Source organism: Curtobacterium sp. VKM Ac-2889, assembly GCF_015350855.1.
Taxonomy (GTDB): Bacteria; Actinomycetota; Actinomycetes; order Actinomycetales; family Microbacteriaceae; genus Curtobacterium; species Curtobacterium poinsettiae.
On record NZ_JADKSC010000001.1, the window covers coordinates 344,259 to 366,778 of the forward strand.

The window sequence follows — 22,520 nt, forward strand, 5'->3', positions numbered from 1 at the left end:
GGACCGCCGCGCCCGGACAGGAGACCCTCATGAGCAGCACCGACCACGACGACACCACCGCACCCGGCCGGCCGTCGTTCCGCGACACCGTGACCGCCGGACTCGTGCAGAAGGCCCTCGAGCCGGTGCTGCGCGCGGTACGTGAGGAGGTCGCCTCGGCGCGGCGGGAGATCGGCGAGCGCGCCAGCGGTGCGAAGACCGGGCTGGTGCTCACCGGGGTGGCCGTCGGGTTCGCCCTGACGACCCTGGTCGCACTGGCGGGCTTCGCGGTGGCGCTGTTGGCCCTGGCCCTGCCGCTGTGGGCGGCGACCGGGATCACGTTCGCGGCGTTCGCGATCGTCACCGCGATCCTGTTCGTCGTCGGCCTGCGCGGGATCCGGCGCGGGGTACCGCCGGTGCCGAAGGACACGATCCGGGCGGCCAAGCAGCGGGTGACGCACGCGGCGGACGCCCCGGCGGACAGCGCCGCGCGCGACTGACGCACCCGCTCCCGCCGTCGCTGTCGGCGCAGCCGCTGCCGCTGCCGGCGCAGCCGCTGCTGCCGGCGCGGGCTGGGCTGGGCTACATCGCCAGGGTCATGCCGACCACGGCGACGGTCATCGCGAAGACCTCGCCGCTGCGGACGGCTCGCCGGTCCTCGCGCCCCCACTCGTACCGGAGCAGCCAGCCACTGAAGGCGCAGTAGCCGATCACGCCGGCACCGAGCACCGCGGACAGCGCGATGCCGTGCCCGGCGTGGTCACCGGCGACGCCCGAGGCGTGGCCCATCAGCAGCATCCCCGCCATCACGACGGCGGAGAGCGCGCGGTGCACGTCCATCGGCTCCGCACGGCGGCCGTCGGCGCGGCGTCGACGCATGACGGGCAGCGGTGCGAGCAACAGCAGCAGGGTGGCGGCGAACAGGGTCCACACGGCGCCGGCGTCGACGACGGGCATGAGCATCGCGACGAGCATCACGCCCGCCGGCACGATCACGCCCGGACGCGGCCGGTAGCGGTCACCGACGATGCAGCACACGGACGCGAACTGCGGCACGACCAGCATGGCGTCGGCGACGGTCTCGTGCACGTGGGGCGTCCTCGGTGCGGCGGAGTGGGGTCAGTCCTCGGCGCGGGCAGCGGCCTTGGCGGCGCGCTCCTGCTTCACGCGGGCGTTCTCGGCGTGCACGGCGGCCTGCGTCGCACGCTCGCGGACGAGCCACTCGGGCTTCTGCTCGAGCAGCGTCTTGATGTCCGCCGTCGTCAGCGCGTCGTCGATCCCCGCGCGGCTCAGGCCGGAGATGGAGATGCCGAGCTTCTGCGCCACGACGGGTCGCGGGTGCGGGCCGTCGCGTCGGAGGTCCTCGAGCCAGGTCGGGGGTTCGGTCCGGAGCTCGTCGAAGGCGGTCCGCGTGAGGGGAGCGCTCTGGAAGGACTCCGGAGCGGCCGTCAGCAAGATGCCGAGCTTCTTCGCAGCCGTCTCGGGCTTCATGGTCTGTTCCTGCGCCATGAGGACAAGGGTACGGCCCCTATGCTCGTCTGCATGACCGCGGCTCTCACCATCGCCTTCGTGCCGGGGGTCTCCCCCGCAAAGTGGGCCCGTGTCTGGCGGGATCGCTTCCCCTCCATCGAGCTCCGGCTGCGGCCGATCGGTGCCGACGACGTCGACGACACGCTGGCGGGCGAGGCTGACATGGTCTTCGCGCGCATGCCCGTGTCCGAGCGGCACAACGCCATCCCGCTCTGGACCGAGACGGCCGTCGTCGCGATGCCCAAGGACTCCCCCCTCGCCGAACTCGCCGAGGTCGACCTCGCCGACGCCGAGGTCCACGTGATCGACGCGGGCCCGGTGCCCGCCGACATCGACGGATCGCTCGACCTGGTCGAGGCGAACGTCGGCGTCGTGGTGCTCCCCCAGTCGCTGTTCCGCGCCGCCAGCCGCAAGGACCTGGTCGGTCGTCCGCTCATGGACGCCGAGGGCACGCGCATCGCGCTGGTCTGGCGGGACGAGGACGCCACCGAGACCACCGAGGAGTTCATCGGCGTGGTGCGCGGGCGGACCGCCAACAGTTCGCGCCAGCCAGGAGGCCCGGATCGCGACGGCGACGACGACTCACGTCCGGCTCGTGGCGGCGCCAAGGCCGGCTCGGGCGCCAAGGGCGCGTCGGGCGGGTCCGGCGGGTCGGGTGCGTCGGGCTCCAAGGGCGCCGGCGGCGCCGGCGGCGCCGGCGGCAAGGCCAAGGCGAAGTCACCCGGCAGCGGCAAGTCCGGCGCCGGCAAGAAGTCCAACACCGGCAAGGGGCCCACGCCCGGACGCGGCAAGATGCGCGGCAAGCCGAGCCGGGGCTCCAAGGGCAACCGATGACCGACACGCGGCTCGTCGCGATGCCGGCCACGCGCCTCCCGGCCTGGCTCCACCGCACGATGGCCGAGTACGTCGAGTCGCGGATGCAGGCGGGCGAGAGCCGCGAGCAGGCCGAGGCGAACGAGCAGCAGTCGCGGGACCGCTGGTTCCCGGACGGCTCCCCCGCTGACGGCCACCTGGTGTGGGAGGTCCTCGACCAGGACGACACCGTCGTCGGGTCGCTCTGGATCGGGCCGTTCACGACAGGCAGCACCGACTGGTGGGTGTTCGACGTCGAGATCGACGAGGCGCACCGGCGTCGCGGGCACGCCCGTCGCGCGCTCGAGCTCGGGCACCGCGCCGCTGCCGAACGCGGTGCGACGAGCATCGGGCTGAACGTGTTCGGCTACAACACGGGAGCGCAGGAGCTGTACGCGGCCCTCGGGTACCAGGTGACGTCGGCGCAGATGCGGAAGCCGCTGCGCTAGCGCAGGACGGCCGCGGGCGCGGCGCCGGTCACAACACCCCGCCTGCATGGCCCCGAGCGGTCACGAAGTGTCGGCTGGCCGCGCCCGGAACGACGTGTCGTGACCACTCGGCGGAGACCAGCGGGGATTCGTGACCGTGTGGAGGTCCGCGTCAGCGCAGGACGGCTGCGGCGGCGCGGGTCACCCGGTCGCCGCGCGATTCCTCGGCTGCTGCACGGGCCCGGGCAATGACGACGGCGTCGGCGCGCTCGGCTGATCCGTGGTCGAACGGTGGCTGCGGGTCGTACTCGATCTGCAGCTGGATCGCCTCGGCCGCGGGGCGTCCGGCGAGCTCGGCCGCGAGCCACAGCGCCATGTCGATGCCCGCGCTCACCCCGGCGGCGGTGACGACGGCGCCGTCCCGAGCGATCCGGGCGTCGACCGGCTGCGCACCGAAGGCCTCGAGCATCGGCTTCGAGGCCCAGTGGGTCGTCGCGCGTCGGCCGGCGAGCAGCCCGGCGGCGCCGAGCACGAAGGCCCCGGTGCACACCGACGTCATCCACGTGGCGTCCTCGGCCTGGCGCCGGACGAAGGCCACGACGTCCGGGTCGAGCATCGCGTCGAAGGCACCGTCACCGCCGGGGACGACCAGCACGTCCGCGGCGCCTGCATCCTGGATCGTCACGGTGGGGACGAGCGCGAGGCCGCAGTCGCTCGGCACGGGGTCGAGCGTCGCCGCGACGTACTCGACGCGCGCGCCGGGCACGCGGCTGAGCACCTGGGCCGGACCGGTCAGGTCCAGCTGGGTCAGGTGCGGGAACAGCAGGAACGCGATCCGGATCTCGTCGGCCATGTCGTGACCATAGTCCCGGCGCTCTCGTTCTCGTGCTCGTGGGCTCGGCCGTCAGTTCCAGACGCCCGAGGTCCCGCGCCGGTGGCTGCCGACCAGGTGGGTGTCGACGATGCCGAGCGCTTCCATCAGGGCGTACATCGTCGTCGGCCCGACGAAGGTGAAGCCGCGCTTCCGCAGCGCCTTCGACAGCGCGAGGGACTCGTCCGACTTCGTCGGGACCTCGGCGGAGGACCGAGGCTCGGGCGTGGTCGTCGGCCGGAACGACCACACGAAGCCGGCGAGCCCGCCGTCCTGCCGCAGGGCGATCGTGGCGTTCGCGTTGGTGATCGTCGCGAGGATCTTCGCGCGGTTCCGGACGATCCCGGCATCGGCCATCAGCCGCTCGACGTCGTCCTCGCCGAAGGCCGCGACGGTGTCGGCGTCGAAGTCGGCGAAGGCTGCACGGAACGCCGGTCGCTTCGCCAGGATCGTGCGCCACGACAGGCCGGACTGGAACGCCTCGAGCGACAGCCGCTCGAACACCCCGCGTTCATCGCGCACGGGCATGCCCCACTCGGTGTCGTAGTAGGCGCGCAGCAGGTCGTCCGACGACGCCCAGACCGGCCGGGCCAGGCCATCGTCACCGGTGACGAGGTCGGGCACGGGCGGGGCGTCGACGGGCTCGGTGCTCATGCGACCATCCTGGCGGGCGCCCCCGACACCCCGGGACTCACTCGGCGGGCGGATCGTCCTGCGTCGCCTGCTCGTCCATCCACACGTACTCCCAGCGGTGTCCGTCCGGGTCGGTGAAGCTCCGCTGGTACATGAAGCCGAGGTCCATCTCCGGGCGGTCCTCGGTGCCGCCGGCTGCCACCGCGGCGTCGACGACACGGTGGACGTCCTCCTTCGACGGTGCGCTGAGCGAGTTGATGACCTCGATCGTGTCCCGACCGGCGATCGTCTTGTCGGTGAAGTCTGCGAACTTCGCCGTCGTCAGGATCATGACGGAGATCGTGTCGCTCACCACCACGCACGCAGCGGTGTCGTCGCTGAACGCCGGGTTGATCGAGTACCCGAGCGCCTCGTAGAACGCCTTCGAGCGCTCGAGGTCGGTGACGGGCAGGTTGATGAAGACCATCGTTTCCATGGCGGTTCCTTTCGTTCCGCTCAACCTGGACCCACCTGGATCAGCGCGCAACCGTTTCGTGGGGGAACCAACCGGTACGGGCGTCCGACGATGAGGGCGGAAACGACGAAGTCGCTGTCGTGCGACAGCGACTTCGTCGTTCTGCGTCAGGCCGGGGACGCCCGAGCCAGACGGGCTCAGGCCAGCTCGCGCCCCTCGCCCGCGGCACGCTGGTGTGCCTCGGCCTCGGCCTGGCCGATGATGTCCTCGGCGGGCACGGGGTTCAGGCGGTCCCAGAGGAAGAACAACCCGCCGCCGACGAGCAGCGAGATCCCGACCCACAGGTTGATGTGGATCCCGCCGGTCTTCTCGGGGTCGGTGTTCCAGTGCACGATCCCGACGATGGTGGTGATCACGCCGTACAGGACGAACAGGCCGCCGAGGATGCGGCGCAGGTCGAGCCGGCGGGTGGAGCGGACCAGGGCAGCCTTCTGCTCCTCGGTCATCGCGCCGGGGGTGGTGGTGTCACTCATGAGCAGTGGTCTCCTTCGCGGATCAGAGGAACGGGAGGTACAGGACGACGCACAGCACGAGCGCGACGGTGCCGAGCAGCGCGGGCGAGCGGTACCAGGCGGTGTCCGTCGCGACCGAGTCGCCGTGCAGGTCGATCTTGCCGATGCCGTAGACGAGCCCGCCGAGTTCCTTCTCGTCCTTCGGCTTGGTCAGCATCGAGACGACGAAGCCGACGACCAGCACGGTGACGAACGAGATGATCGCGCCGTACAGGGTCTCCGCGGTGGCCGTGGCGAACAGGTCGGGGTTCACCAGGTACGCGATCCAGGTGATCGTCGGGGTCACGATGCCGAGGACGTAGCCCCACAGCGCACCCTGCGTCGTCATGCGCTTCCACAGCAGGCCGAGGATGAACACTGCGAACAGCGGTGCGTTGAAGAACGAGAACAGCGTCTGCATGTAGGTCATGATGTTCGACGCCTGGGCCGCGATGAACGCGGTCGCGATGCCGACCACGACGCCGACGACGGTGACCCAGCGGCCCGTCTTCAGGTAGTGCAGGTCGGGCATGTTCGGGCGGATGTAGCGCTGCCAGATGTCGTAGGTGAAGACGGTGTTGAACGACGAGACGTTCGCCGCCATGCCGGCCATGAACGATGCCAGCAGACCGGTCACGGCGATGCCGAGCACACCGGTCGGCAGGTACATCTGGATGAGCTTCGGGATCGCGTCGTTGTAGGTCAGCGTGCCGTCGGCGAACTGGTTGCCCACGACGGCCGCGGCGATGAGGCCGGGGATGACGACGATGGCCGGGATGAAGAGCTTCGGGATCGCGGCGATGAGCGGGGTGCGGCGGGCCGCGGACATGTTCTTCGCCGAGAAGGCGCGCTGCACCTCGGTGAAGTTCGTGGTCCAGTAGCCGAACCCGAGCACGAAGCCCAGGCCGAGCACGATGGCGAGCCAGTTGGCGCCGATGGGGTTGGTGACGTCACCGAAGCCGGTGCCGGCCCAGGCCTGCAGGTGCTGCACGCCCTGGGTCTCGGTGATGGCCTTCGACAGGCCGTCCCACCCGCCGACGCGGTGCAGACCGACGATCGTCAGCGGGATGAGCCCGGCGATGATCACGAAGAACTGCATGACCTCGTTGTAGATCGCGCTCGAGAGTCCGCCGAGGGTGATGTAGACGAGCACGAAGCCCGCGGAGACGATGATCGCCAGCCACTCCGGCCAGCCGAGCATGGCCTCGATGACGATGGCCATCGCGTACAGGTTGATGCCCGCGATGAGCACGTTCGACACCGCGAACGCGATCGCGTTCACCAGGTGCGGCGCCTTGCCGAAGCGGCGCAGCATGAACTCCGGCACCGAGCGGACCTTCGAGCCGTAGTAGAACGGCATCATCACGAGGCCGAGGAACACCATCGCGGGCACGGCGCCGACGAGGTAGTAGTGCAGGGTGGCCATGCCGATCTGGGCACCGTTCGCCGCCATGCCGAGGATCTCGGTGGCACCGAGGTTCGCGGACACGAACGCCAGGCCCGTGATCCACGCCGGCATCGAGCGGCCGGACAGGAAGAAGTCCATGCTCGTCCGGACCTGCTTGCGGGCGGTGAACCCGATCCCGATGACGACCGCGAAGTACACGATGATCATCAGGTAGTCGACCCAGCCCAAGTCGAGCCGGATCCCTTCGTTCGCTGCAGCGAGAACCATTCACATCTCCACGTCAGTGTGTTGCAGTCGACAACTCTGCCGACCCGGACGAAGACGTTACACCGGTTTGTGACCGTTCACATAGCCCGCGCATGCATCGTCCGCGCCGCGCATCGCTCCCCCGGTTCGCTACGCTCGGCCCATGACCGACGCGTCGCGCATCCTCGTCCTCAACGGCCCGAACCTCGACATCCTCGGGCGCCGCGACCCGGAGCAGTACGGCACCGTGACACTCGCCGAGATCGAGGCGATCGTGCACACCGAGGCAGCGATGCACGGGCTCGAGGCCGACTTCCGCCAGACCAACCGCGAGGGCGAGCTGGTGGAGTGGCTGCACGAGGCGCTCGACGACTTCGCCGCGGTCGTGATCAACCCCGCCGCGTACGCGCACACCTCGGTCGCGCTGCACGACGCGGTGGAGGCCCTGTGGGTCCCCGTCGTCGAGGTACACCTGTCGAACACGTGGAAGCGCGAGCCGTTCCGCCACGTCGACCACGTCGCCACCGCCGCGACGGCGGTCATCGCCGGCGCGGGTGCCGACGGCTACCGACTGGCGGTCGCGCACGTCGCGTCCCTGCTCGCCTGACCCACAGAAGACCGGGAGGCCCGTGGCGGCGCCGCCACGGGCCTCCCGTCCGCCTGCTGCTCACGCTGGGTCGCGCCCGTTCCTTCCAATCGCACGCGCGATGCCAGGTGGTTCCGGGCATCCCTGATGGGAACTTCCGACCAGGGGCACCCGGAAGCACCGGGTACGCCCGGAAGGACGGGGCGCACGCGCGCGGATCAGAAGTCGGCGGGACGCCGCACGTCGGTGAGGCCTGCGGTGGCGAAGCCGCCACGGATCAGCGGTACGGCGCGGCGCACGGCCTGGTCGATGCGGAGCTCCAGGTCGACGCTCGCGATGTCGTAGCCACCCTCGCGCTTGGTGAAGTCCCGCTCGTTGCCGAACACCCCGAGCGGCAGCGTCGTGGACTGGAAGAAGCCGAACAACGGGCGCATCTGGTGCTCGACGAGCAGGGCGTGCCGGTCGCTGCCACCGGTGGCGGTGAGGAGCACCGGGGTGTCGACGAGGTCGTACTGGCCGACCCAGTCGAAGAACAGCTTGAATGCGCCGGAGTAGGCCGCCCGGAAGGCCGGGCTGCCGACGACGAGCACGTCCGCGGCCTCCACCGTCTCGAGGGCCCGGCGGGTGCGGTCGGACATCGTCTCGCGACCCGAGGCCGCGCCGAGGTCGGCCAGCAGCGGGCCGATCTCGATCGTCTCGGTCCGGGCGCCGTCGATCTCCTCGGCCAACCGGGCCACCGTCGCCGCGACCAGGGTCGAGGTCCGCGAGGGGTCCGATGGGCTGCCACTGACGCCGACGACCAGTTCTCCGCTCATGCGGTCGATGCTCACACGCTGCCGGGGCGGGCGGCACGTTCGTGACGACATGTGTCGGGTGCCAGTCGGTCGGGGTAGCGTCCGCGCCATGCAGACCTTCCTGCCGTACGCCGACTTCCGGGCATCCGCCGAGGTCCTCGACGACCGGCGGCTCGGCAAGCAGCGGGTCGAGACCCTGCAGGTGATGCGCGCACTGACGCTCCCCGACTACGGCTGGCAGCACCACCCGGTGACGGCGATGTGGCGCGGCTACCGTCCGGCGCTGATGGCGTACCAGGAGGCCACGTGCCGCGTCTGGGCCGAGCGCGGGTACGCAGACACCTGTCTCGAGAAGACCCTGCTCGACCTGGGCCGCGTGCCGGAGGACCTGGTGGCGTACGAGCGCGGCGACGTGCCGATCCCGCCGTGGAACGACGACGAGGCCCTGCACGTCTCGCACCAGTCGAAGCTCGTGCAGAAGGCGCCGGAGCACTACCGGGAGCTGTTCCCCGACGTGCCGGACGACCTGGACTACGTCTGGCCGGGGACCCCCGAGCCGGCGACGCACCCCGTCTGAGGGTCAGGCGACCGCCAGACCGTCAGGCGACCGGTATCCAGCGGCCGCCCTCGCGCCGGGTGACCACGTCGGAGCGGATCTCGACGACGTCGCGCAGCCCGTCGATGGTGGCGTCCCGCACGGCTGCGGCGGCCCGGTCGTCCTCGGCCTCGAAGCGCACGACGGCGCACGGCACACCGCGGAGCAGTCGGACGTCCTCGGCCTCGACCACGGCGTGTTCGCGCACCAGGGATGCTGCGGCGGGCAGGACGGCGTCCGGGGCCGTGCCGGACGCCAGGGCACCGATCGCCAGGGTCACGCGGTACGAGGGCATGCACCGACGCTACCGGGGAACCGGAACCCGCCGTGGGCTGCAGGGGAACCGACGCCGCTGGAGGGGTGCGGACGTCGACCCACGGCGGGATCGCGGTGTACGGCGGGACACGACGACAGGGGAACGTCGCGCCCCGCGCCGGACGCCGATCAGGGGGTCGACATCCGGTCTGGGTCCACCGCGCGGCTCGGTTCAGGGGAACCGCACGGTGGTGGACCTCAAGGGTGTTCGGTGTCCTCTCGGTACCGGTCCGTCTCGGTCGGTGCAGGCATCGACCGGTGGGCGGCGGCTGGCCGGACCATCGGGAGCAGGGCACTCCCGGCGGTCGCGAGCGCTCCGACCACGGCGATGAGCCCGAGCGGGGCCGTGCCGAGGTCGTGCTGCGCTGCCAGGGCGAGCGCGACGAGGGTGGCCGGCGCCGGCAGGAGCTGCACCGCTCGGAAGCGGTCGTCCCGTCGTGTCCGGGCCACCATCACGTTCGCCATGACGACACTCTGACGCAGATCGGTTGTCCGCAGAAGAGGGGACACGTACCCAGAGATGGAGTAGAACGTCTAGTACACCTCAGCCGAGGGCGCGGACGGTCGCCACGGCGTCGGCCACGGCCCCCACGACGAACGGGACATCGCCGGCCGTGAGCGTCGCGTCGAACGTCAGACGGAGCCCGGTCCGGGCCACGTCCTCGGGGATCCCGAGCGCCGTGAGCACGTGCGAGGCTTCCGTGCTGCCCGCTGCGCAGGCGCTGCCCGACGACGACACGACGTCGCGCTGCTCGAGCTCGAGCAGGACGGTCTCGCCGTTGACGCCCGGGAAGCAGAACGACGCGTGCCCGGGCAGCCGGTGCTCCCGCGACCCGGAGACGAACGCACCGGGGACGGCGGCGAGCACGCCGTCGAGCACCGAGTCGCGCACCGTGGTCGCCGTGCCCGCCCCCGACCGCACCGACTCCGCCGCCAGCCCGAGCGCCGTGGCCACCGCCACCGCTCCGGCCACGTCCTCGGTGCCGGACCGCCGTCCCCGTTCCTGACCACCGCCGTGCAGCAGCGGCTCGAGCGGGACGCCGGAACCCACGGCGAGCACGCCGGTGCCCTTCGGAGCACCGAGCTTGTGCCCGGACAACGACAGCGCGTCGACGCCCAGGGTCCCGAGGCCGATCGGCAGCCAGGGCGCGGACTGCACGGCGTCGGTGTGGAACCGCGCCCCGACCTCGTGCGCCACCGCGGCGAGCACGGGGACGTCCTGCACGGTGCCGATCTCGTTGTCGGCGTGCGCGATCGAGACGAGTGTGGTGTCCGGGCGGAGCGCCGCGCGCAGCACCGCCGGGTCGACGCGGCCGTCCGGCCCGACGGGCAGCACGGTGACGTCGAAGTCGTGGAAGCGGGCGAGGTAGGCGCAGCTCTCGAGCACGGCCTCGTGCTCGATGGCGCTCGTGACCACGTGCCGACCGCGGGGCGCGGCGAGGGCGATCCCCTTGATCGCGGTGTTCGCCCCCTCGGTGCCGCCGGTGGTGAAGACGACCTCGGCGGGCCGGCACCCGAGCACCGCGGCGACGGCGGCCCGTGCGGCGGTGAGTCCTCGCGCGGCCTCGTCCCCGACCCCGTGCGTCGACGAGGGGTTGCCGAACACCCCCGTCAGGTAGGGCCACATCGCCTCGAGCACCTCGCGGCGGACCGGGGTGGTGGCCGCGCGGTCCAGGTAGAACACGACTAGTCCTGCACGGGCACCGCGACGTGCTCGGGCACCGCGACGTCGATGTCGAGCCCCAGGTCGAGCGCCCGCGCCGAGTGGGTCAGCGCCCCGACCGAGATGACGTCGACGCCGGTGGCCGCGATCGCCGCGACGGTGTCGAGCGACACGCCTCCCGAGGCCTCGACGAGCGCGCGCCCGGCGACGATCCCGACCCCGGTCACCAGGTCGTCGGGGGTGAAGTTGTCGAGCATGACCGTGTCGACCCCGGCCGCGACGACTGCTTCGATCTGGTCGATGCGGTCGACCTCGACCTCCACGTGCACGGTGTGCCCGAGCCGCTGGCGGGCCTGGGCGATCGCGTCGCCGATGCCGATCCCGCCGGCCAGGAGCACCGCCAGGTGGTTGTCCTTGGCGAGCACGGCGTCGGAGAGCGAGGTGCGGTGGTTGTGTCCGCCACCACACCGGACGGCGTACCGCTCGAGTGCTCGGAGGCCCGGCGTCGTCTTCCGGGTGTCGACGATCCGCGCAGCGGTGCCCGCGGCGGCGGCGACGTGGGCCGCGGTGACCGTGGCGATGCCCGACATCCGCTGCACCAGGTTGAGGGCGACCCGTTCGGCCCGCAGCACGGCCCGCGCCGACCCGGTCACGGTCGCGAGGACGTCGCCCGCCGCGAAGTGCGTGCCGTCGGCGACGTGCACCACGGCCTGGATCGACGGGTCGACGGCGTGCATCACGGCGACGAACACCGCGCCGCCGCTCAGCACGCCCGGCTCGCGCGCGCCGAGGGTCGCCGTCGCGGTCGCCTCCACGGGGATCAGGGTCTCGCTGGTGACGTCGCCCCAGGGCGCGTCCTCCTCGAGCGCGGTCTCGATCACGCGACGGAGCGCGTGCGGCGGGATGGTGCCGGGGTCGGTGGTCATGCGGGTACCTCCTGCGGGACGGCTGCGGAACCGTCGGCGCGTTCGTGGGCGTGCTGGTCGGGACCGGCGTCGGTGCGGTCGGCGACCCAGGCGTACGAGGCCGGGGCGGTGGGGTCGGTGTCGGGGTGGTCGGTGCGGGCGTGCGCCCCGCGGGACTCGGTGCGGGCCTCGGCGGCGAGCGCGACGAGTCGGGCCAGGTCGAGGAGCGCACGGTCCTCGTGCTCACGCACGCCGCCGCCGGTCGGCGCGGTCAGCGCGTCGAGGTCGCGGCGCGCGCTCGCCAGCCCGACGGCGTCACGGAGCAGGCCGACGCGGTCCGTCATGACGGACTGGACCGCCTGCCGGACGGCACCGGCGTCGTCGAGGTGGGTCGCGCCTCCAGGCCGGGTCGGACTGGGCCCACGCCTGCCGGTTCCGGCGCGCTGCGGAGCCTGCGGAGCGGCGTGACGGCCGAGCAGGTGGGGGGAGGAAGGGGTCGCGTCGGCCGCTCGGGGCACGCTGGTGACGTGCAGACCGGCGTCCCCGCGCAGGCGGAGCAGGCCGGGTCGCGGTGCGGTGACCGCGTCCGCTGCGCGGACCGCGAAGACGAGCCCCTCGAGCAGGGAGTTCGAGGCGAGCCGGTTGGCACCGTGGACCCCGGTGCAGGCGACTTCACCGACGGCGAGGAGTCCGGGCAGGCTGGAGCGGCCCTCGGCGTCGGTGGCGATGCCGCCCATCGAGTAGTGCGCGGCCGGTGCGACCGGGACGCCCTCGCGGGTCCAGTCGAACCCGGCGGCGCGGGTGGCCCGGGTGAGTCCGGGGAACCGGGCGACCAGGAACCCGGCGTCGAGGCCGGTGGCGTCGAGGAGCACGGGTGCGCCGCCCTGGTCGCGCACCGCGGCGGCGATCCCGCGGGCGACGACGTCACGCGGGGCGAGCTCGGCGTCCGGGTGCACGTCCGTCATGAAGCGGTGTCCGGCGGCGTCGCGGAGGACGGCACCTTCACCGCGGACGGCTTCGGACACCAGGCCGCCGCCGGGGACCGCCAGCCGCGTCGGGTGGAACTGGACGAACTCCAGGTCGGCGAGGACGGCGCCGGCTCGCCAGGCGGCGGCGACCCCGTCGCCCGTCGCCACCAGGGGGTTCGTCGTCTCGCGGTACAGGTGCCCCGCTCCCCCGGACGCGATGACGACGGCGTCCGCGTCGAGCCGGCGGGGTTCTCCGAGCAGGTCCAGGACGTCGGCGCCGACGACCACCCCGTCACGGACGACGAGGTCGGTCAGGCTGGTGCGCTCCAGGATCGTGACGTGCCGTCGGTGCAGTGCCGCGATGAGGGTGCGCTCGACGGCGGCCCCGGTCGCGTCACCGTCGGCGTGCACGACGCGCCACCGGCCGTGCGCGGCTTCACGACCGCGGGCCAGGTCGTCGCCGTACCGGTCGAGGGTTGCCGGGTCCGACGACCGGTCGAAGGGCACGCCGAGGGCGAGCAGGTCGCGGACGCGGGCCGGGCCGTCGGTGCACAGGACCTCGACGGCACGCGCGTCGGCACTGCCGGCCGCGGCGACGTGGGTGTCGGCCTGGTGCAGTGCCGCGGAGTCGTCGGCACCGAGCGCCACCGCGATGCCGCCCTGGGCGTACGCGGTGGCACTGTCGGCGAGCGCCCCCTTCGTCACGAGGGTGACGTCGTGCAGGGCACTGGCGCGGATCGCTGCGGTCAGCCCGGCGATGCCGGAGCCGACGATGACGACGTGCACGGTGGTCTCCCTCGTTCGGTCGGACTCGTGTGTCAGCCGCGGGGCTTGGCCGCGAGCATGCGCTCGAGCGCGACCTTGGCGTCGGCCTGCACGTCGGCGGGGACGACGATCTCGTTGAGGACCTCGCCGCGGACGAGTGCCTCGAGCACCCAGGCGAGGTAGCCCGGGTGGATCCGGTACATCGTCGAGCAGGGGCAGACGACCGGGTCGAGGCAGAAGATCGTGTGCTGCGGGTACTCGGCGGCGAGCCGGTTGACCATGTTGATCTCGGTGCCGATCGCGAAGGTGGTCGGTTCGGTGGCGGCAGCGACGGTCTTCCGGATCAGGTCGGTGCTGCCGGCGTGGTCGGCGGCGTCGACGACGGCCATCGGGCACTCCGGGTGCACGATGACCCGCACGCCCGGGTGCTCGCGGCGGGCCTGGTCGATCTGGTCGACCGTGAAGCGACGGTGCACCGAGCAGAAGCCGTGCCAGAGGATGACCTTCGCCGCTTCGAGGTCACTCGTCTCGTTGCCGCCGAGGGGCTTCCGGGGGTTCCACATCGGCATCAGGTCGGTGCTGATGCCCATCGCCTTCGCGGTGTTGCGGCCGAGGTGCTGGTCGGGGAAGAACAGGACGCGCTGCCCGCGCTCGAAGGCCCACTCGAGCACCGTCGCTGCGTTCGACGAGGTGCAGACGATGCCGCCGTTGCGCCCGCAGAAGGCCTTGAGGTCGGCGGCGGAGTTCATGTAGGTGACCGGGATCACGGGCACGCGGCCGTCGGCGTCGGGCTCGGTGCCGTACACGGCGGTGAGCTCGGCCCACGCGGCCTCGACGCTGTCGATGTCGGCCATGTCCGCCATCGAGCAGCCGGCGGCCAGGTTCGGCAGGATCACGCGCTGGTCGTCGCGCGCCAGGATGTCGGCGGTCTCGGCCATGAAGTGCACGCCGCAGAACACGATCGCCTCGGCGTCGGGCTTGGTCAGGGCGGCGTTCGCGAGCTGGAACGAGTCACCGAGGAAGTCCGCGTGCCGGACGACCTCGTCGCGCTGGTAGAAGTGCCCGAGGACGACGACCCGGTCGCCGAGGGTGGCCTTCGCCCGCTCGATGCGCTCGTGGAGCTCGTCGGTCGGGGCCGTCTTGTACTCGTCGGGCAGGACGCCCTGGCGCGGGGCACTCGTCGGGATGACGTCGGACATCGACGATCCCGGGCCGTACCCGGGGCGGGAGTCGAAGTCCCACGTCGGCATCGCGAGGTCGGGCGTGCAGGTGCTGCCGCCGGCCTTGCCGTTGGAGATGAGCTCGATCGTCGTGGCGATGGACACGGGGTTTCCTATCGGTTCCGCTGCTGGTGCTGATCGGCCCCGGTCTGCAGCGGGCCGTTGTCCGCGTAGGCCAGGTCGGGGTTCGAGCGGTACAGCCGAGCCGGACGGTGCCGGCCCCCGCTCGTGGTCTCGTCGGTCGGCAGGACCGCGTCGGTCTTCTCGACCTGCCGACGGAAGTTCGCGGGGTCGAGTGCTCGGCCGAGCACCGCCTCGTACACGCCGCGGAGTTCGGCGAGGGTGAACCGGTCACCGAGGAACGCCTGCGCGATCCGCGAGTACGACATCTTGTTGCGCAGCCGCCACAGGGCGTACTCGACGATGCGGTCGTGGTCGAAGGCGAGCGGCGGGTGCTCGTCGGCCAGGAACCACCGGACGTTCCAGTCGTCGGGCACGACGTTCGCCTCGTCCGGGTGCACGAGCGCCCAGTACACGATCGACACGACCCGGCTCGGGGAGCGTCCGACGTCGCCGAACGCGTAGAGCTGCTCGAGGTAGCGCGGCTGGACGTTCGTCGTCTCGCGCAGTCGGGCGGCCGCCGAGTCCTCGAGCCCCTCGTCGTCGCCGACCCAGCCGCCGGGGAGCGCCCAGGATCCCTCGAACGGTTCGGCGACGCGACGCACGAGCGGCATCCACAGCGCCGGCGCACCGGTGTCGGGGTGCGGACGCAGCGCCACGATCACGGTGGAGACCGCGACGCGGATGCCTGGTTCGTCCATGAGGAAGATAGTGTCAATCTGACTCGCAGTGTTCGGGTTGGGATGACACTATCACTGCCGACGCGGCGCGCTCGTCACGAGCCGGAAACAGATCGTCACGGGGCCGAAAACTCCCGGGAGCACGCCGCGGTTAGCGTGGAGGGCATGACGACGGTGACGAGGGTGCATGCCGTGGTGTCGGGGACCGTCCAGGGGGTCGGCTTCCGGTACTGGACCGCTCGGAAGGCCGACGGGCTCGACCTGGTCGGCTACGCGAGGAACCTCTGGGACGGCACGGTCGAGGTCGAGGCCGAGGGCCCCTCGGTCGCGGTCGACTCGCTGATGGCGTACCTGCGCACCGGGCCGCCGTCGGCGACCGTGACCGACGTCTCCCTGCGGTCGGTCGTGCCGCACGGGGACGCCGACGGGTTCGCGATCCTGCACTGAGCGGACACGCCCGACGTCGCACGGGCACGTCGGGGGCGGCGCCGATCGTCCACCTGCGGACGTCGCCAGCGAAGCGGAATAATCCCATCCACTCAGGGAGTTGGCCTGTCTGCGCGCCCTGCGCCACACCCGTTCCACCCGTCGTGACCCACCAGGAGCACCCGCATGACCCAGGCCGTCGATTCCGCCCCCCGCACGGGAAGCGTCTCGCAGCCGTCCGCTGCCGAGACCCGACTCGTGATCGGGCTGCTGCTCGTCTCCGCGTTCGTCGTCATCCTCAACGAGACGATCATGGGCGTGGCGCTGCCCCGGCTCATGGACGACCTCGACATCAGCGCCGCGACCGGTCAGTGGCTGACCACCGGCTTCCTGCTCACCATGGCGGTCGTCATCCCGATCACCGGGTTCCTGCTGCAGCGGTTCAACACCCGCCCGGTGTTCGTCTGGGCCATGGGCCTGTTCTCGGTCGGCACGCTGATCGCCCTGCTCGCCCCCGGGTTCACGGTGCTGCTCATCGGCCGCATCGTGCAGGCCAGCGGCACCGCGATCATGATGCCGCTGCTCATGACGACGGTCCTGACCCTCGTCGACCCCGCGCACCGTGGCCGCATCATGGGCAACATCTCCATCGTCATCTCGGTCGCACCGGCGATCGGCCCGACGATCTCCGGCCTGATCCTCAACGCCTTCTCGTGGCGCTGGCTGTTCGGCTTCGTGCTGCCCATCGCGATCGCGGCGCTCATCCTCGGCATGGTCAAGGTGCAGAACGTCTCGACGCCGCGCAAGGCGCCGATCGACGTCGTCTCGGTGGTGCTCTCCGCCTTCGCGTTCGGCGGCATCGTCTACGGCCTGTCCAGCATCGGTGAAGCCGGCGCGACCGGTCCGCTCGTCCCGGTGACCGCCCTGGTCGTCGGCGCCGTCGCCCTCGCGGTGTTCATCGTCCGGCAGACGCGCCTGCAGCGCACCGACAGCGCCCTGCTCGACCTGCGCACGTTCCGCACCCGCGGCTTCACGGTGCCGATCGTCGCGATGGGTCTGAGCTTCATGGCGATGTTCGGCACGCTCATCCTGCTGCCCATCTACCTGGAGCGCGTCCTCGGGCTCGAGGTCCTGCAGGTCGGCCTGCTGCTGCTCCCCGGTGGTCTGCTGATGGGCCTGCTCTCCCCCATCGTCGGTCGCATCTACGACCGCCGCGGCCCGCGCGTGCTGCTCATCCCCGGATCGATCATCGTCAGCGCCGTGCTCTGGGCGCTCTCCACCGTCGGCGTCGACACGAGCGTGTGGTTCGTCCTCGGTGCGCACGTGGTGCTGAGCATCGGGCTGGCCCTGACCTTCACGCCGCTGTTCACCGCGGCGCTCGGCGGGCTGCCCCCGAAGCTGTACTCGCACGGCAGCGCGGTGCTCGGCACGGCGCAGCAGCTCGCCGGTGCAGCGGGCACCGCCCTCTTCGTCACGCTGCTGACGATCGGTGCGGCCACCGCCGTCGAGGGCTCCGGTGCCCGTGGGGTCCAGGTGGCCACCGCGTCGGGCGTCGGCACCGCCTTCATGGTCGGTGCGATCATCTCGCTGTTCGGCATCCTGGCGTCGGTGTTCGTCCGCCGACCCGAGGTGCCCGAGGGCGCACCGACGCCCCCGCCCGTGCACTGACCGACGGACCCCGCCGGGCGCCGACCCCGTGACGGGGACCGGCGCCCGGCTCACACCCGGCTCGCACCGGGCGCTGGACTGCGTGGCAGGGTGGGCGCCATGCGGTCGACGACGAGCGAGCTCAACTGGTCCGGCACGGTCACGTACACGGCCGAACGGGTCGTCCGTCCGTCGTCGATCGACGAGGCCGCCCAGGTCGTGGCGGACGCCGAACGGGCGCACGGACTCGGCACCCGGCACTCCTTCAACGACGTCGCAGACTCCCCGGGCGTCCTGCTCGACCTGACCGGGATCCCCACCGACCTGGTCGTCGACGCCGAGCACCGCACGGTGACGCTCGGTGCCGGCACCCGGTACGGCGACGTCGCGTCCGACATCGACCGCGCCGGGTTCGCCCTGCACAACACCGGATCACTGCCCCACATCTCCGTCGGGGGCGCGGTCGCGACCGGTACCCACGGCTCCGGCACGGCGCTGGGGTCACTCGCCACCGCCGTGCGCGCGTTCGAAGTGCTCGGTCCGGACGGCTCCGCCCGGACGATCGACCGGACGGACCCCGGGTTCGACGGTGCGGTGCTGCACCTCGGCCTGCTCGGCATCGTGACCCGGGTGACCCTCGACGTCGAGCCCACCTACCGGATGCGTCAGGACGTCTACGGCTCGATCCCCTGGGACACCTTCACCGCGAACGTCGCCGAGGTGCACGCCGCCGCGTACTCGGTGTGCGCGTACACGGTGTTCGGCGACGCGATCACCGAGGTCCTGGTGAAGTCGCGCGTGCCCGACGGCGCCGAGGACGTGCCGGTTCCGGACGTGCTGGCCGGGGCACCCCGCCTGCCCGGCACCCCCGGTGACGACCACCGGACCGCGCGCGACGGCTCCGTCGGCCCGTGGTGGGACCGGCTGCCGCACTTCCCGATCGGGTCGGTCCCGAGCCACGGGTCCGAAGTGCAGAGCGAGCACTTCGTCCCGCTCCGGCACGCGGCTGGAGCCCTCGACGCGCTCCGAGGACTGGCGGACCGGATCCAGCCGCACCTGCACGTCTGCGAACTCCGGACGATGGCCGCGGACGACCTCTGGCTCAGCCCGACCCAGGGCGAGGACGTCCTCTGCATCGCGTTCACCTGGCAGAAGCACCCGGCCGAGGTCGCCGCGGTCCTGCCCGACCTGGAGGCCCGGCTCGCGCCCTTCGACGGCCGACCGCACTGGGGCAAGATGAGCTCGCTCGACCACGCGGCGATCGCCGCGCTGTACCCGCGGCTGGCGGACTTCCGCGACCTCGTCGCCCGGGCCGACCCGGGTCGGACGTTCGCATCCGCGTTCGGCGAGCGGGTGCTCGGGACCTGACCCGGGCCTCCAGGCCGCGCAGCGCCGCGCAGTGCAGGCAGCGCCGCGCAGCGCAGCGCAGCGCTGCCGTTGCCCCGCCGGAGGTCAGATCGACGTGAACGCGAGCGGCGTGATCGTCCGCGTCTCACCGTCCCAGTGCCGAACACCGCCCACGTCCAGCGTCTCCGGCAGCGGCACGGCACGCAGTGCCGCGACCGCCCGTGGCAGGTCCTCGTCGCGCACCCGGCGCGCCAGCGTGACGTGCGGCGACCAGTGCCCGGGCACCGACGTCTCGACGCCGCCGGGGGCGACCGCGTGCACCTCGTCGTGGAAGGTGGTGAGCGCCGTGTCGAGGACCACCGCGCGCACGAGCACCGAACGGCCGGCGCCCGCGGGGAAGAGCAGCAGCCCGCCCAGCCGGATCGACGTCGGGACCGAGGTGCGGAACCCGGCGGGCACGGGCAGCGTCTCCCCGGCGGCCAGGGTGACGTGCGGCGCGTTCGACGGGGACGGGTGTCGCCCCAGGCTCGGCAGGTCGGCGTCGATCAGGGCCTGCCAGGCCGACCGCACGGCGGCGTCCGACTCCGGGCCGAGGACGAGTTCGATGCTGCGCACGGTCCGAGTCAACCAAGTCGTGTCGGGACGCGTCCTGCGACGCACGCGGCACGGGTCGAGTGCTGCGTAACACGACGGAACGGAACTCGCTCCGGCGGTGGGGCGCAGGTCACACTCGTCTCCACGCCGCGGACCACCGCGGCTCCCCCGCACGCACGGCCCACGAGGAGCACCAGCATGTCCGCAGCCCCAGCACTGCCCGAGAAGCCGAAGGGCAAGCGTCCGATCGGCTGGATCGTCGCCGCCGCGATCGTCGTCGTGGCCATCGTCGTCGCCGTGGTCGTCGGAGCCCTGCGCTCCGGCAGCGACGGTGCCGGTGCCGCCGGCGACGCCGCGCCGAAGACCGTCACGATCGGTGTCTCGGACAAGTCGCTCGGCTACTGGAGCACCTACACGAAGCTGGCGAAGGAGAAGCTCAACGTCACGGTCAAGCTGACGAACTTCTCGGACTACTCGCTGCCGAACCCCGCGCTCAAGGACGGCCAGCTGGACATCAACCAGTTCCAGCACATCCAGTACCTGGCGGACTACAACGTCACGTCCGACGACGACCTGCAGCCCATCGGCTCCACCGCCGTGTACCCGCTGCCGCTCTACGCGACGAAGTACGACAAGCCGTCCGAGCTGCCCGCGAACGCGAAGGTCGCGATCCCGAACGACTCGATCAACCAGGCCCGTGCGCTCCTGATCCTGCAGGCGGCGGACCTGATCACGCTCAAGGACGGTGGCTCGGCGTTCTCCACCGCGGACGACATCGAGACGAAGAAGGTCGACGTCCAGCCCCTCGACGCCTCGCAGACCGCGAACGCGCTGCAGCAGGGCTCCGTCGCCGCCGCCGTCGTGAACAACAACTTCGCCACCGCGGCCGGCCTGCCGATCTCGGACGCGATCTACCAGGACGACCCCTCGAGCGCGACCGCTGCCCCGTACGTGAACGTGTTCGCCGTCCGCGACGAGGACAAGGGCAACAAGACCTACCTCGAGCTGGCGGAGCTGTTCCAGGACGACGCCGTGCAGAAGGCCTTCGCGAAGGACCTGCCCGAGGCCGTCGCCCGCGACGAGAGCGCCTCGAAGCTGCAGGACGAGCTCGCCCAGGTCGAGCAGGACGCGAAGGCGGCCAAGCAGTAGTGCCGGTCCTCGTCGAACTCCGCGGCGTCTCGAAGCACTACCGCCGCGCCGACACCGGCGAGACCGTGGTCGCCGTCGAGGACGTCTCCCTGGACGTGCACCAGGGAGAGGTCCTCGGCGTCATCGGGTACTCCGGTGCCGGCAAGTCCACCCTGGTCCGCCTGGTCAACGCGCTGGAACTGCCGAGTTCCGGCACGGTCACCGTCGCGGGCCGCGAGCTGACGGCGATCCCCGAGCGGGACCGCCGTCTGGCACGTCGGAACATCGGGATGATCTTCCAGCAGTTCAACCTGTTCCGGTCCCGCACGATCGCCGGCAACGTCGCGTACCCGCTCAAGGTCGCCAGTGTGCCGAAGGCCGAGCGGGACCGCCGTGTCGCCGAGCTGCTCGACTTCGTCGGCCTGCTCGAGCGTGCCCACGCCTACCCGGAACAGCTGTCCGGCGGCCAGAAGCAGCGCGTCGGCATCGCCCGCGCCCTGGCGGCGTCGCCCGACCTGCTGCTCGCCGACGAGGCCACCAGCGCCCTCGACCCGGACACCACGTCCGAGGTGCTCGCGCTGCTGCGCCGGGTGAACCGGGAGCTCGGCGTCACGATCATCGTCATCACGCACGAGATGGACGCCGTCCGGCAGATCGCCGACCGGGTCGCCGTGATGGAGCAGGGCCGGGTCGTCGAGGTCGGGGACGTCTACGACGTGTTCTCCGCCCCGAAGACCGGTGCCGCGCAGCGCTTCGTCCGCACCGCGCTGCACGACCGGCCCTCGCCCGAGACGCTCCGGCGTCTCCGGGACCGACACCCGGGTCGGCTCGTCACGGTGCAGATCACCGACGAGGCCGGGCTGCAGAACCGCATCGACGCCGCGTTCCGCGCCGCCGGGGTCACCGCAGAGCTGGTCTACGGCGGGGTCGGCGAGATCCGGGAGCGTCGGATCGGCTCGCTCACCTACGAGCTGAGCGCAGCGGGCGGCGCGTCCGGCGGGCCCGGAGTGCCCAGCGGGCCCGGGGTGGCCGGCGGTTCCGACGCCATCGACCGGGCGATCGCCGCGCTCCGCGCCGACGGCGTCACCACCGACGAGGAGGCCGCCGCGTGAACAACAACTCGTTCCAGAGCGTGATCGACACGTTCGACGTCTTCCTGGCAGCGATCCGCGACACCATCGTGATGTCGCTGATCTCGCTGGTCATCGCCGGGGTCATCGGCCTCGCGCTCGGCCTGCTGCTCTACGCGACCCGGCCGGGCAACGTGCTCGGCAACCGCACCGCGTACACGGTGCTCAACGTGTTCGTGAACCTGATCCGCCCGATCCCGTTCGTGATCTTCCTCGCCGCGATCGCCCCGTTGTCGCGGGTCGTCGTGCAGACCACGATCGGCGTCCCCGCGGTGACCTTCGCGATCTCGCTGGCCGCGGCCTTCGCGGTGTCCCGGATCGTCGAGCAGAACCTGCTGTCGGTCGACCCGGGCGTCGTCGAGGCGGCTCGGGCCTCGGGCGCGCACCCCGTCTCGATCCTGCTGACCGTGCTCATCCCCGAGGGTCTCGGCCCCCTGATCCTCGGCTACACGTTCATCTACATCGGCATCGTCGACATGACGGCGCAGGGTGCGTTGATCGGTGGCGGCGGCCTCGGCGAGTACGCGATCACCTACGGCTCGCAGCGCTACGACTGGTGGGTGGTCTACGTCTCGGTGGCGGCGATCGTCGTCATCGTGCAGCTCGGCCAGTTCATCGGCAACCGCTTGGCGCGGGCGACCCTGCGCCGCTGACCCGCGGTCGCGGGCTCTGCGGGCGACCGCCT

The 22,520-nt window shown here is 71.8% G+C and carries 27 protein-coding genes; 11 read left to right on the top strand and 16 right to left on the bottom strand.

Features of this window, described 5'->3' with window-relative positions:
• Positions 1-29: 29 nt before the first annotated feature.
• On the top strand, positions 30-479 hold the full coding sequence (locus ITJ50_RS01720) for a phage holin family protein (protein WP_194589791.1): 450 nt from the start codon (positions 30-32) through the stop codon (positions 477-479).
• 82 nt (positions 480-561) lie between these two features.
• Here ITJ50_RS01720 and ITJ50_RS01725 read toward each other — a convergent pair whose 3' ends face one another.
• Together ITJ50_RS01725 and ITJ50_RS01730 are read right to left on the bottom strand one after the other, a co-directional pair.
• On the bottom strand, positions 562-1,068 hold the full coding sequence (locus ITJ50_RS01725) for a hypothetical protein (RefSeq protein WP_017888550.1): 507 nt from the start codon (positions 1,066-1,068) through the stop codon (positions 562-564).
• Between the two features lie 30 nt (positions 1,069-1,098).
• Positions 1,099-1,488 (bottom strand): DUF5997 family protein, encoded by a 390-nt coding sequence (locus ITJ50_RS01730; protein ID WP_017888549.1) that lies wholly within the window; start codon positions 1,486-1,488, stop codon positions 1,099-1,101.
• Between the two features lie 33 nt (positions 1,489-1,521).
• On the opposite strand from ITJ50_RS01730, the gene ITJ50_RS01735 reads away from it, so the two are divergent.
• Together ITJ50_RS01735 and ITJ50_RS01740 are read left to right on the top strand one after the other, a co-directional pair.
• The gene (locus tag ITJ50_RS01735; protein ID WP_194589792.1) at positions 1,522-2,343 is read left to right on the top strand and encodes a LysR family transcriptional regulator substrate-binding protein; all 822 of its coding nucleotides are present in this window, start codon (positions 1,522-1,524) and stop codon (positions 2,341-2,343) included.
• Complete coding sequence (locus ITJ50_RS01740; protein ID WP_017888547.1) at positions 2,340-2,810, top strand: GNAT family N-acetyltransferase; 471 nt, start codon at positions 2,340-2,342, stop codon at positions 2,808-2,810. Before ITJ50_RS01735 ends, ITJ50_RS01740 begins: the two co-directional genes overlap by 4 nt.
• 151 nt (positions 2,811-2,961) lie before the next feature.
• Here ITJ50_RS01740 and ITJ50_RS01745 read toward each other — a convergent pair whose 3' ends face one another.
• From ITJ50_RS01745 to ITJ50_RS01765, 5 genes are all read right to left on the bottom strand, one after another.
• Entirely contained in the window at positions 2,962-3,642 is a 681-nt protein-coding gene (locus ITJ50_RS01745) for a DJ-1/PfpI family protein (protein WP_017888546.1), read from the bottom strand.
• A 51-nt stretch (positions 3,643-3,693) separates the two neighbouring features.
• Entirely contained in the window at positions 3,694-4,314 is a 621-nt protein-coding gene (locus tag ITJ50_RS01750) for a DNA-3-methyladenine glycosylase I (RefSeq protein ID WP_056070577.1), read from the bottom strand.
• A 37-nt stretch (positions 4,315-4,351) separates the two neighbouring features.
• Positions 4,352-4,768: a VOC family protein gene (locus tag ITJ50_RS01755; RefSeq protein WP_071252023.1), complete on the bottom strand. Its 417-nt coding sequence runs from the start codon at positions 4,766-4,768 to the stop codon at positions 4,352-4,354.
• 176 nt (positions 4,769-4,944) lie between these two features.
• The gene (locus tag ITJ50_RS01760) at positions 4,945-5,280 is read right to left on the bottom strand and encodes a hypothetical protein (protein ID WP_017888543.1); all 336 of its coding nucleotides are present in this window, start codon (positions 5,278-5,280) and stop codon (positions 4,945-4,947) included.
• Positions 5,281-5,302: 22 nt separating this feature from the next.
• Positions 5,303-6,973: a sodium:solute symporter family protein gene (locus tag ITJ50_RS01765; protein WP_194589793.1), complete on the bottom strand. Its 1,671-nt coding sequence runs from the start codon at positions 6,971-6,973 to the stop codon at positions 5,303-5,305.
• Positions 6,974-7,115: 142 nt separating this feature from the next.
• Here ITJ50_RS01765 and aroQ point away from each other — a divergent pair, with 142 nt between their 5' ends.
• Positions 7,116-7,559: a type II 3-dehydroquinate dehydratase gene (aroQ, locus tag ITJ50_RS01770; RefSeq protein WP_194589794.1), complete on the top strand. Its 444-nt coding sequence runs from the start codon at positions 7,116-7,118 to the stop codon at positions 7,557-7,559.
• 197 nt (positions 7,560-7,756) lie between these two features.
• Here the strand turns inward: aroQ and ITJ50_RS01775 are convergent, their stop codons facing one another.
• Positions 7,757-8,353: an NAD(P)H-dependent oxidoreductase gene (locus tag ITJ50_RS01775; RefSeq protein ID WP_056071056.1), complete on the bottom strand. Its 597-nt coding sequence runs from the start codon at positions 8,351-8,353 to the stop codon at positions 7,757-7,759.
• Between the two features lie 88 nt (positions 8,354-8,441).
• On the opposite strand from ITJ50_RS01775, the gene ITJ50_RS01780 reads away from it, so the two are divergent.
• Entirely contained in the window at positions 8,442-8,909 is a 468-nt protein-coding gene (locus ITJ50_RS01780) for an MSMEG_6728 family protein (protein ID WP_194589795.1), read from the top strand.
• Between the two features lie 22 nt (positions 8,910-8,931).
• On the opposite strand, the gene ITJ50_RS01785 is transcribed toward ITJ50_RS01780, so the two are convergent.
• From ITJ50_RS01785 to ITJ50_RS01815, 7 genes are all read right to left on the bottom strand, one after another.
• On the bottom strand, positions 8,932-9,222 hold the full coding sequence (locus ITJ50_RS01785; protein WP_194589796.1) for a hypothetical protein: 291 nt from the start codon (positions 9,220-9,222) through the stop codon (positions 8,932-8,934).
• 218 nt (positions 9,223-9,440) lie between these two features.
• Positions 9,441-9,707 carry a hypothetical protein gene (locus ITJ50_RS01790; RefSeq protein WP_017888537.1) on the bottom strand — a complete coding sequence of 89 codons (267 nt, stop codon included), beginning with the start codon at positions 9,705-9,707 and terminating at the stop codon, positions 9,441-9,443.
• 79 nt (positions 9,708-9,786) lie between these two features.
• A complete protein-coding gene (locus ITJ50_RS01795; RefSeq protein WP_159556795.1) occupies positions 9,787-10,926 on the bottom strand; it encodes a cysteine desulfurase family protein in 1,140 nt (379 codons plus the stop codon).
• Between the two features lie 2 nt (positions 10,927-10,928).
• Positions 10,929-11,831: a carboxylating nicotinate-nucleotide diphosphorylase gene (gene nadC, locus ITJ50_RS01800; protein WP_017888535.1), complete on the bottom strand. Its 903-nt coding sequence runs from the start codon at positions 11,829-11,831 to the stop codon at positions 10,929-10,931.
• Positions 11,828-13,564 (bottom strand): L-aspartate oxidase, encoded by a 1,737-nt coding sequence (locus tag ITJ50_RS01805; RefSeq protein WP_194589797.1) that lies wholly within the window; start codon positions 13,562-13,564, stop codon positions 11,828-11,830. The genes nadC and ITJ50_RS01805 overlap by 4 nt, the downstream gene beginning before the upstream one ends.
• Before the next feature lie 32 nt (positions 13,565-13,596).
• Positions 13,597-14,868 carry a quinolinate synthase NadA gene (nadA, locus tag ITJ50_RS01810; RefSeq protein ID WP_056070561.1) on the bottom strand — a complete coding sequence of 424 codons (1,272 nt, stop codon included), beginning with the start codon at positions 14,866-14,868 and terminating at the stop codon, positions 13,597-13,599.
• 8 nt (positions 14,869-14,876) lie between these two features.
• The gene (locus ITJ50_RS01815; protein ID WP_017888532.1) at positions 14,877-15,584 is read right to left on the bottom strand and encodes an NUDIX hydrolase; all 708 of its coding nucleotides are present in this window, start codon (positions 15,582-15,584) and stop codon (positions 14,877-14,879) included.
• Positions 15,585-15,728: 144 nt separating this feature from the next.
• On the opposite strand from ITJ50_RS01815, the gene ITJ50_RS01820 reads away from it, so the two are divergent.
• From ITJ50_RS01820 to ITJ50_RS01830, 3 genes are all read left to right on the top strand, one after another.
• Positions 15,729-16,010 (top strand): acylphosphatase, encoded by a 282-nt coding sequence (locus tag ITJ50_RS01820; RefSeq protein WP_031260459.1) that lies wholly within the window; start codon positions 15,729-15,731, stop codon positions 16,008-16,010.
• A 165-nt stretch (positions 16,011-16,175) separates the two neighbouring features.
• A complete protein-coding gene (locus ITJ50_RS01825; protein WP_017888530.1) occupies positions 16,176-17,657 on the top strand; it encodes an MDR family MFS transporter in 1,482 nt (493 codons plus the stop codon).
• Positions 17,658-17,756: 99 nt separating this feature from the next.
• The gene (locus tag ITJ50_RS01830) at positions 17,757-19,004 is read left to right on the top strand and encodes a D-arabinono-1,4-lactone oxidase (protein WP_194589798.1); all 1,248 of its coding nucleotides are present in this window, start codon (positions 17,757-17,759) and stop codon (positions 19,002-19,004) included.
• 84 nt (positions 19,005-19,088) lie between these two features.
• Here ITJ50_RS01830 and ITJ50_RS01835 read toward each other — a convergent pair whose 3' ends face one another.
• Entirely contained in the window at positions 19,089-19,598 is a 510-nt protein-coding gene (locus ITJ50_RS01835; RefSeq protein WP_194589799.1) for a 2'-5' RNA ligase family protein, read from the bottom strand.
• A gap of 177 nt (positions 19,599-19,775) precedes the next feature.
• On the opposite strand from ITJ50_RS01835, the gene ITJ50_RS01840 reads away from it, so the two are divergent.
• The 3 genes from ITJ50_RS01840 to ITJ50_RS01850 are packed head-to-tail and all read left to right on the top strand — an operon-like array spanning position 19,776 to position 22,488.
• Positions 19,776-20,726 (top strand): MetQ/NlpA family ABC transporter substrate-binding protein, encoded by a 951-nt coding sequence (locus tag ITJ50_RS01840; protein WP_017888527.1) that lies wholly within the window; start codon positions 19,776-19,778, stop codon positions 20,724-20,726.
• Entirely contained in the window at positions 20,726-21,817 is a 1,092-nt protein-coding gene (locus ITJ50_RS01845) for a methionine ABC transporter ATP-binding protein (protein WP_194589800.1), read from the top strand. The genes ITJ50_RS01840 and ITJ50_RS01845 overlap by 1 nt, the downstream gene beginning before the upstream one ends.
• A complete protein-coding gene (locus ITJ50_RS01850; protein WP_017888525.1) occupies positions 21,814-22,488 on the top strand; it encodes a methionine ABC transporter permease in 675 nt (224 codons plus the stop codon). Before ITJ50_RS01845 ends, ITJ50_RS01850 begins: the two co-directional genes overlap by 4 nt.
• Positions 22,489-22,520 lie beyond the last annotated feature (32 nt).